Here is an 8,379-nt window from a genome sequence, read left to right on the forward strand (position 1 = left end):
ATGTTCTTGGTCGTGCCATCGACGGCCTGACCGCCGAGGCGGCCTTCGGTGCCGACCTCGCGCGCGACGCGCGTCACTTCGGCGGCGAAGGAGCGGAGCTGCTCGACCATGGTGTTCAAGGTGTCCTTGAGCAGCAGGATCTCGCCGCGCACGTCCACCGTGATCTTCTTCGACAGGTCGCCGCCGGCGATCGCGGTCGCGACCTCGGCGATATTGCGGACCTGGGCCGTCAGGTTCGAGGCCATGAAGTTGACGTTGTCGGTGAGGTCCTTCCAGGTGCCGGCGACGCCGGGCACTTCCGCCTGTCCGCCGAGCTTGCCTTCGGTGCCGACCTCGCGCGCGACGCGCGTCACTTCGCCGGCGAAGGCGTTGAGCTGGTCGACCATGGTGTTGAGCGTCTCCTTCAGCTGAAGGATCTCGCCCGAGACGTTCACTGTGATCTTCTTCGAGAGGTCGCCGCTCGCGATGGCCGTGGCGACGTCGGCGATGTTGCGGACCTGCGCGGTCAGGTTCGAGGCCATGAAGTTGACGTTGTCGGTGAGATCCTTCCAGGTGCCGGCCACGCCAGGCACCTGGGCCTGGCCGCCGAGCTTGCCTTCGGTGCCGACCTCGCGCGCGACGCGCGTCACTTCCGAGGCGAAGGAGTTGAGCTGGTCCACCATGGTGTTGATGGTGTCCTTCAGCTCCAGGATCTCGCCGCGCACGTCCACCGTGATCTTGCGCGATAGGTCGCCGCGCGCCACGGCGGTGGTGACGTTGGCGATGTTGCGCACCTGTGCGGTCAGGTTGCCGCACATCGCGTTGACGGAATCGGTGAGGTCCTTCCAGGTGCCGGCGACGCCGGGCACGATGGCCTGGCCGCCGAGCTTGCCGTCGGTGCCGACCTCGCGCGCCACGCGCGTCACCTCGGAGGCGAAGGAGCGCAGCTGGTCCACCATCGTGTTGATGGCTTCCTTGAGCTGAAGGATCTCGCCGCGGACGTCGACGGTGATCTTCTTGGACAAGTCGCCGTTCGCCACCGCGATAGTCACCTCGGCGATGTTGCGAACCTGGTTGGTCAGGTTGTTCGCCATCGAGTTGACGCTCTCGGTGAGGTCCTTCCAGACGCCGGTCACTTCCGGCACCTGGGCCTGGCCGCCCAGCTTGCCTTCGGTGCCGACCTCGCGGGCCACGCGCGTCACCTCGGAGGTGTACACGCCGAGCTGCTTGATCATGGTGTTGACGATGGTCGCCGACTGCAAGAACTCGCCGCGGAGGGGACGGCCGTCGACGTCGAGCTTGACGCTCTGGAGCAGGTCGCCTTGCGCGACGGCTGCGACTGTGCGCGTCACCTCGCGGGTCGGCCACAGCAGGTCGTCGATCAGCGTGTTGACGGAGCCTTCCATGTCGGCCCAGGAGCCGGAGGCGAGGCCGAATTTCACGCGCTGGCGCGTCTTGCCTTCGCGGCCCACCACTTGGCCGACCAGTTCGAGCTGCTGCGCCATGCGCTGGTTGGCGGCGATGATTTCATTAAAAGTGTCGGCGATCTTGCCGTCGATACCGAGATAGTCGCCGCTCATACGCACGGAGAAATCGCCGCTGCGCATGGCCTGTAAGGCGAGGAGCAATTCCGGTCGGGAATCGGGCTCCGACGTACCGTTGATTTTTGGCTTTGGGACGCGACGACCGGAGCGTGATGCAGATCCGGGATCGAGGTCGCTCATACTGATTCCCCCGCAAGCGTCGGCCGAATCTAGGGCGTGACGCAATTAGTCAAACTAGAGCGTCAGCCAAATTCGAAATCAAGCGCCAAGGTTGCGGCGCGTGGAAAAGGAACCTGCTTTGCTCAGCCCGATAGTCGCAACGAAGAAAAAGCCGATTGGTTCCATCCGGTTCCAAGAGTTTTCGGGCCGGTTCGCCGCCTTTGTGGGCACCTGCTGCCAATCGGCGGGGCGGGCACCACGGACGGCGGCGGCCGGAGACGAATGGGGCTATTTGTCTGCCATCGTCCGCTCCGCATCCTTCATCTGCGAGCGCAGCACCGGCAGTTGGTCGCGGGCAAAGGCGGCCAGTGCGGCGTTGTCGGGAGCTTTGAGATAGTGCTCGAGCAGGTCAATGGTGGATTCATATTCAGGGATCTGCGCGGCATAGAAGGTTCGGACGTAGGCCGGTCCGTCCGAATTGTCGGGCTCGGCGAGGCTTGTGCTCGCCTTTGTCTTGCCGACGCGCGGCTCGGCGCCGATCGCCTCTTGGATGTCCTTCAAGGCCTTGTCGCGTTTCGCCGCTTCCTCGGCGCGCAGGGCGGCGAGGTTCTTCACCTCCGCATTGCCCTTCAGGTCGGTGCTTTCCAGCAGACCCTGCTGGAAGCGGCTGAACGCGTAAAGGCCGTTGACGACGTCGGTCGCCGTCGGGACGCGTTCGCCCAGCCTTCGCTCGCCGGTACTGTCGGCAAGCGCTGCGGTGCTGACGAACATCAGGATGATCGCGACAAGAACTCGCATCGCTATCAATGACCGATGACGTGCGAAGTTCCCCGAACGTTACGATCCGTTAAGGGCGGTTGCGACGCGACAGTTCCGTCCCCACGTCTTGTTCATGAAACAGTCTGACATCTTCAGGGACAACGCCGACAACTGCCTGCAGCTCGCCGAGCGAGCGGAAGGGCAACCTGCCCATAAGCGCTATTCGCGCATGGCGGACGCCTGGACCGCGCTCGCGAGAGAACAGGACTGGCTCGATGGCGAAATTCCGCCCGTCACGACCCGTACCTCCCAAAAGCAGGACGCATAGGCGCTCCCGTTTGGGTGTGAGGCCGCGCACGGAATGCAGGCGACCAATCCAGGATCATTCGGGAACAGTCAATCGCGTTGATTTTCGATTCCAGAAGGAGATTTTGCAATGGCTCCGCGTCTTGCTCTTCTTTCACTCATTCTCGCTTTTGGCGTCTCCGTGGCGTTCGCGACGGTGACGACGGTGCGGCAGGTGCATCTGGAGAATGCATCGACTGCGGTCCATGCGGCGCATAGCTAGCGCCGCGGCCTCTCGTCTGCACCGGAACATTCGACGCGCCGGTGCGTAAGCGCTTCAGGACGACTGGAGAGGCGAGAGGACAACATGGCTCATTCCGACCACGGTATCGTCAGGGATCAGCGCGCGGAGGATCAACCGCGTGACAAGCAGCGCGCGCAGACCGCGCACAAGACGGGCTCGAAGGGCTCGCCGTCGCGCGAGGCGACCCGCGATCCCAAGCTCAACGACAACACCAAGACGCCGGGATCCGGCGTGATGCCGGACGATTCCGGCGACGCCCCGACGGGCTAGTTCTCGCAAGGAACGAATCCCTGCGCCAAGAGTCGACGGATTGCTTCCGGTTGTCATGCCCCCGGTGCGCCGGAAGCAATCTCCAAGGACGGCCCCGGCACCCCACTGTGCCGGGGTCGTTTTGTTTTGCGAGGCCGATCGAATCAATCCTCGGCGTCGTTCTCGGATTTTCCCGGGGTGTGTCCGTCTGGCCCTCGGCCAAATACACCAAACTCGCTTGATTTGACGCCCGTTGACGGGTCGATGCTCGTCTCGATGCCCGCGGCTGCGAGTCCGAATTTGAGCAGTTCGCGTACCGCCGCGGCACGCGTTGGCATGCGGTGCTTGAACCGGAAATCATCCACTGCGGCCAGCTCTTCCGGGGAAAGCATGACTTGGAGCCGCTCGGCGCGAAGGTCGTTCATGGTCAATCACGCAAATTGAGCAAGATGAGTAATTTGCTAAACCGGCCAACTTGCCGCGAGTTCCACCGGAGTCCAAAAAAGCGCCAGTTTAGCAAAATAGTCTTAATAAATCAATAGGTTACTTGAAACGATTCGCGCGCAGGCGCATTTTCATAGCTAAAGGGAGATGCGTCATGACGGACGAGGTCACGTTACCCCGCAAGCTTTCCGAGGAACGCGAAGCACAAAGGCCGGTGCGCGCAAGCCACCAGAAGGTCATCGAGCAAGTCGAGCGCTGGGCCAACAGCCCGGGTCTTCAGCCACCGAGGACGGAAGATGCGAAGACGATCTGAGCCACATACGTTCGAACAACGTCTCGCGGCGCAGAAGCTGCGGCTTGAGCACGAGCTGTCGGGCCTGCCGAATGGGCGCCAGCGCGACGTTGTTGTCGCGCGCATCGATCAACTGCAGACCGCTGCCGAGATGTATGGCTTCCTGATGCTACGGGACGATGCCGCGGCCCCTCGCTGATTGCCCGATGCGCTCGGTCTGCACCGCGCGCGAGGTGATGCGAAACTTTCGCCTCAGCCACCACGCCAATACCGACACGGCCGCCCATACCAGAATGGCAGCCACGAACGCGCCAATCGTGGTTGCCTGAACCACGACGTAAAAAACTGAGGCGAATGCTGCAAGACCGATGCTTCCCAGGCCCGCACCCGCGGCATCGAGCGCTGCGGCCTGCTGTCCGCGCCTCCTTCCGCTGAGGCCGGCTTTTTCCTTGGCGCGGCGCTCATGACTTTCGATCAGCGTTGCGCTGGCGCAGAAGATGGCGGGGAGCGCGAGGAAGAGCCCGCCGGCGGAGACGCCGAAACGCGCGCCCACGATCCCCGCGATGACCGTTGCCAGTCCGCCAAGCAGGAAGCGGACACCGTACTCGTACCACCGTGACTGTTTTAGCGCCGATGGAGACAGCTTGACCAGCATCAGGCGGCACCCCCAAAGCCCGCGAGCAGACCGAAGGCGACGACGAGCCATACGGCAAAGGCGGCGATGGTGGCTGGCAGTGCGCCGAGATGAAACCTCATCAGGAGATGGCAGACAACGAGGCTGTAGCAGGCGAGCGCGATGGCACCATAGATCATCGTCCAGCTTGCGGCGGCGACATATTGCGGGCCGTGCTGGACGACGGCGATGCTGAGAGTGGCCAGCGCGACCGACGGAGCCGCGCCGAGCAGCCCGGCAAAGCTCTTCGGTTTGAGCATGTCTCCCAGGATCGCGAAGGCGGAGACGATGACCCCGCCCGCGATGAAGCGCACGAGATATTCCGTCATGACCGCACCCGCGAGGCAGGAGGCCGCTGCCGTAGCTTTCCAAGCGTGAGCGGCCTGAACAGTCGCTCGACGACGACGCCGAGGGTGAAGCCCGCGACGACGTCGCTTGCCCAGTGTGCAAGCACGACGACGCGCGTCAACGACAGAGCCACGGCAACCGAGCGCACCAGCCGGCGCGGGACGGGGGTCAGCAGCCCGGCCGCTGAGGCCAGCGCGCCCATGTGCAGAGCATGGCCGGAAGGAAATGCATCGTGGGATCGCCCCGAGATGGGAACACCGTTTGCATGACCGAGGACTGTCAGTCGGTCGGGCCTCGTCTGGTCAAACAGCGACTTCAGCAGGTGCGGCAGCACCGCAGTCGCCAAGGAGACCGCCAACGCGTGATTTGCAGCAGGACGCGCTTCGGGTCGCCGAAGCTGGGCGTAAAGCCATCCAGCCGCAGCGAGCGCAAGCAGCACGTGCTCGTCCGCCGCCCAAGTCAAAGCCTGGGCGACTTGCTCGAGACCTGAATTGGTGTCGTGCGCAATTTCGCTTGCGAGCGCCTGGTCGATCCGGGTGGGCTTTACTTTTACGAGTGCCATCGGTCCGGCGAGATATCCTAGATGACGGTCTGGTAAATTCTGTATGGCAAAGAACGTTCCTGGGCGCGCCGTACAGCGTAGCGGCGCGGACAGATGGAAGCCAGCGCGACAGGCTGCTCGAGGCGGCGGCGCGAGCTCGTAAGTTCAGTGTACGGAGAGAGGCGCCGTTGCCGCGACGAGGAGGACGCCGCGGGGCGGCCTCCTCGTCCGAAGCCGTTACTTGGACTGTCCGACGCTCGGCGCCTTGCCGAGCTCCTTGGCCATGTCGAGATGGTGCTTGAGCGCCGGCAGCGTCTTGCCGGCCCAGTCCTTCAGCGCGGAATTGTCACCGCCCTTGGCGTAGCGTTCGAACAGCGACACCGCATCTTCATGGGCGCTGACCTGGTAGGAATTGTAGTCCGAGCTGAATTCCTTGCCCGTGGCGTTCTTGAGCTTGTCGAGCTTGCTCTGGTGCGAGCTGTCGAGCGCCGTCGGCAGGGTCGCTTGCACCTTGCCGTCACCGACGAGACCCTTGAGCTGAGTGCTGGTCTTGGTGTGGTCGGTCACCATTTGCTGTGCGAAGCTCTTCTCCTGCGCGTTGCCCTTCTGCTGGGCGAGCTTGCTCGACTCGATCTCGAACATGTCGCTGATCGCGACCTCCTTGACGAAGTCGGCGGTAGCAGGTGCGACGCCGAGCGCCGAGTTGACGCCGGTCTTCTCGCCCAGCGACTGGGCGAGCGCGGGGCCTGCGAGAAGCACGCAGGCAAGGGCGATGACGGTCCGTTTCATGTCTGGTCCCTTCGATCGGGCGCGCAGCCTCTTGCCGCGCGATGTTGCGCCGATCAACACGCCGCAGGGGCCGCGGTTCCTAACGACTAATCCGCGGGATTCCGTCCGGTGCGCGGATTGATGGGATCGGTCGGCTTGCGTCGAAGCCGCTCGGGCAGAAACGGTTCAGTGGGGGCGGCCGTGGCGTTGGCACGCACGTCGGCATGGCGCTGCGCGCGCTCGTGCGGCGTCTTGTTGTCATTGAAGTGGTATTTCACGTCGACGCCATCGACGGGATCGTTGACGCCATGCTGGATATCGCGGAAATCGCTCATGGTTCACCTCATTCCTTTCCCGGCAGGATCGTTTCGAGCACCTGCCGCGCTGCTCCCTCAATCATCCCGCTTTCGTTCGGATCGCGCCAGGAGCGCCAGTACTTTGCGGCGGTAATCAGCAGCGCGTCGTAGAGCCCGGTGACGAGATGCGAAGCGCCGGGCCCGGAGGTCGCGATGCAGACGCCGAGCTCCCTCGAGAATTTCGCGTAAGCAGACGCCATAAACGCCGCCATCTCCTCGTGCCGCGCCTGCACGAAGCCGATCTGGCCGTCGGCCACGCACGCCCCATTGATGCAGACGCTGGACGGTGAAGTCGGAGACGGTCTGGGACACCATGCGCGGCCTCGATTCCGAGAGCTGTTTTGAAGCTCAGGATTCCGAGAGCTGTTTTGAAGCTCAGAGAACCGCTCGCTCGCTGCGATGTTCCTGTCCGAGGGCTGAACAGCGGCGTGCGGAACAGCGGCGGAACGATCGCTCGCCTGTCCGGTTGATTCATGCACTCTGTGAGTGGAGCACCGAGATGTTGAATCAAGCAGAGCTGGACCGCGCCGAGATTGGCCGTTTGATTGGCAGCGACAAGGTCGAAGGAACATCCGTCTATGGTGCCGACCGCAACCGGATCGGCTCGATCGAGCGTGTGATGATCGACAAGATCAGCGGCAAGGTGTCCTACGCCGTGCTTGGGTTCGGCGGCTTCCTTGGGCTCGGGAACGATCACTACCCGTTACCGTGGCAATCGCTGAAATACGATACGGAGCTGGGCGGGTATGTCACCGCGATCACGGCCAAGGATCTGCAAAGCGCGCCGAAATACGGCGAGCGAAGCGATTGGAACTGGGGTGATGAAGCCGCAATTCGTGGCATCAACTCCTATTACGGTGTTCCCTTCGCATAGACGTTGCATGGAAAGGGAGTTCGAGATGAGCAAGGAACGGCCGACCGACGATCCTCGGGATCAGAATGACTGGGGATCGCACCGACAGACGGACAAGCCCTGGAAGGGCAATCCGGAGAAGGAACAAGGATCGGACAAGGTGAAGCCCGATCTGGAGAAATGGCACGAGACGAAGACGCATTGACACGAGTGCTTCGCGCGGGAGAAGGATGAAGCGCGGCGTTCATGACGCCGCGCTTCATCCTTGAGGATCGCGTTCACGAATGGCCACGCGGCTCTCCACCTGGAATGCCAGATGGACGCCGGCGCCTGGAGCTGCGGCATGGTCGCGGGGTCTGATCCATGACATCCCCTCCTGCAAGGAACTCATCGATAGGATCCATGGGTGAGGCGGAGCAGATCATCCGCAGCCGTCTGATAGGGGTCCTGGATGGGACGGGGGCGACGCGAAGGTCGCCTGACACCGCCAAACTTCTTAACCACGGCGGCACTTGACCGCTGGAATTGCACGCGACGCCTCCTAAATAGGGGTAAATTACCCCTTTCAAAATCAATTTCAGGAGGCGTCCGTGGTCCTGAAGAGCGTTCATTTTGCAGTTGCCGTTGCCCTCGTGCTCGCTGGCGGCGGCATCGCACGCGCTGACGACTACAAGCCCGACGAATATCTCGGTCTCGATCTCTCCAAGGCAGTGCTGTCGCCGAAGCGGCTCGGCCCGGAGACGCAGTTCGCGCCGGTGGCTTTGGAGGCGCGTGGCGGCAACGAGGCGCAAGCCCGCGCCGAGCCGATCGACGTGCCGACGAAGG

15 protein-coding genes and 3 pseudogenes are annotated in these 8,379 nt (G+C 63.1%); 9 read left to right on the forward strand and 9 right to left on the reverse strand.

Features of this window, described 5'->3' with window-relative positions:
- Positions 1–1,703: HAMP domain-containing protein (locus MOV75_RS19005; RefSeq protein ID WP_247006384.1), on the reverse strand; the 1,703-nt coding region annotated here is incomplete at its 3' end.
- Between the two features lie 267 nt (positions 1,704–1,970).
- Entirely contained in the window at positions 1,971–2,480 is a 510-nt protein-coding gene (locus MOV75_RS19010; RefSeq protein ID WP_246928352.1) for a DUF4142 domain-containing protein, read from the reverse strand.
- Between the two features lie 94 nt (positions 2,481–2,574).
- On the opposite strand from MOV75_RS19010, the gene MOV75_RS19015 reads away from it, so the two are divergent.
- From MOV75_RS19015 to MOV75_RS19020, 3 genes are all read left to right on the forward strand, one after another.
- Positions 2,575–2,769 (forward strand): hypothetical protein, encoded by a 195-nt coding sequence (locus MOV75_RS19015; RefSeq protein ID WP_135177413.1) that lies wholly within the window; start codon positions 2,575–2,577, stop codon positions 2,767–2,769.
- Positions 2,770–2,877: 108 nt separating this feature from the next.
- Positions 2,878–3,009 carry a hypothetical protein gene (locus tag MOV75_RS42480; RefSeq protein WP_258719551.1) on the forward strand — a complete coding sequence of 44 codons (132 nt, stop codon included), beginning with the start codon at positions 2,878–2,880 and terminating at the stop codon, positions 3,007–3,009.
- Between the two features lie 84 nt (positions 3,010–3,093).
- Positions 3,094–3,300, forward strand: a complete 207-nt coding sequence (locus MOV75_RS19020; protein WP_246928350.1) for a hypothetical protein — start codon at positions 3,094–3,096, stop codon at positions 3,298–3,300.
- Positions 3,301–3,443: 143 nt separating this feature from the next.
- Here the strand turns inward: MOV75_RS19020 and MOV75_RS19025 are convergent, their stop codons facing one another.
- Positions 3,444–3,704: a hypothetical protein gene (locus MOV75_RS19025; protein ID WP_246928348.1), complete on the reverse strand. Its 261-nt coding sequence runs from the start codon at positions 3,702–3,704 to the stop codon at positions 3,444–3,446.
- Positions 3,705–3,877: 173 nt separating this feature from the next.
- Between MOV75_RS19025 and MOV75_RS19030 the strand changes: the two genes are divergently transcribed.
- Together MOV75_RS19030 and MOV75_RS19035 are read left to right on the forward strand one after the other, a co-directional pair.
- The gene (locus tag MOV75_RS19030; RefSeq protein WP_246928345.1) at positions 3,878–4,036 is read left to right on the forward strand and encodes a hypothetical protein; all 159 of its coding nucleotides are present in this window, start codon (positions 3,878–3,880) and stop codon (positions 4,034–4,036) included.
- Positions 4,020–4,214, forward strand: coding sequence for a hypothetical protein (locus MOV75_RS19035; RefSeq protein WP_246928343.1), 195 nt, complete (start codon positions 4,020–4,022; stop codon positions 4,212–4,214). The genes MOV75_RS19030 and MOV75_RS19035 overlap by 17 nt, the downstream gene beginning before the upstream one ends.
- On the opposite strand, the gene MOV75_RS19040 is transcribed toward MOV75_RS19035, so the two are convergent.
- From MOV75_RS19040 to MOV75_RS19065, 6 genes and pseudogenes are all read right to left on the reverse strand, one after another.
- The gene (locus MOV75_RS19040) at positions 4,185–4,670 is read right to left on the reverse strand and encodes a hypothetical protein (protein ID WP_246928341.1); all 486 of its coding nucleotides are present in this window, start codon (positions 4,668–4,670) and stop codon (positions 4,185–4,187) included. The genes MOV75_RS19035 and MOV75_RS19040 overlap by 30 nt on opposite strands.
- The gene (locus tag MOV75_RS19045) at positions 4,670–5,017 is read right to left on the reverse strand and encodes a DUF3147 family protein (RefSeq protein ID WP_246928339.1); all 348 of its coding nucleotides are present in this window, start codon (positions 5,015–5,017) and stop codon (positions 4,670–4,672) included. The genes MOV75_RS19040 and MOV75_RS19045 overlap by 1 nt, the downstream gene beginning before the upstream one ends.
- Positions 5,014–5,598, reverse strand: coding sequence for a phosphatase PAP2 family protein (locus MOV75_RS19050; protein ID WP_246928338.1), 585 nt, complete (start codon positions 5,596–5,598; stop codon positions 5,014–5,016). Before MOV75_RS19050 ends, MOV75_RS19045 begins: the two co-directional genes overlap by 4 nt.
- Positions 5,599–5,814: 216 nt before the next feature.
- A complete protein-coding gene (locus MOV75_RS19055) occupies positions 5,815–6,366 on the reverse strand; it encodes a DUF4142 domain-containing protein (protein WP_246928336.1) in 552 nt (183 codons plus the stop codon).
- An 86-nt stretch (positions 6,367–6,452) separates the two neighbouring features.
- Entirely contained in the window at positions 6,453–6,680 is a 228-nt protein-coding gene (locus MOV75_RS19060; RefSeq protein ID WP_246928334.1) for a hypothetical protein, read from the reverse strand.
- 116 nt (positions 6,681–6,796) lie between these two features.
- Positions 6,797–7,013: pseudogene (locus MOV75_RS19065) on the reverse strand (thiamine pyrophosphate-binding protein); the annotation flags it as partial.
- A 187-nt stretch (positions 7,014–7,200) separates the two neighbouring features.
- Between MOV75_RS19065 and MOV75_RS19070 the strand changes: the two are divergent.
- The 4 genes and pseudogenes from MOV75_RS19070 to MOV75_RS19080 all read left to right on the forward strand — a co-directional run.
- Complete coding sequence (locus MOV75_RS19070; protein WP_246928356.1) at positions 7,201–7,575, forward strand: PRC-barrel domain-containing protein; 375 nt, start codon at positions 7,201–7,203, stop codon at positions 7,573–7,575.
- A 25-nt stretch (positions 7,576–7,600) separates the two neighbouring features.
- Complete coding sequence (locus MOV75_RS19075) at positions 7,601–7,759, forward strand: hypothetical protein (RefSeq protein ID WP_246928333.1); 159 nt, start codon at positions 7,601–7,603, stop codon at positions 7,757–7,759.
- Between the two features lie 99 nt (positions 7,760–7,858).
- Positions 7,859–8,070: pseudogene (locus MOV75_RS42715) on the forward strand (hypothetical protein); the annotation flags it as partial.
- Between the two features lie 74 nt (positions 8,071–8,144).
- Positions 8,145–8,379: pseudogene (locus MOV75_RS19080) on the forward strand (hypothetical protein); the annotation flags it as partial.

It is taken from the genome of Bradyrhizobium sp. PRIMUS42 (genome assembly GCF_023006515.1).
Lineage (GTDB): Bacteria > Pseudomonadota > Alphaproteobacteria > Rhizobiales > Xanthobacteraceae > Bradyrhizobium.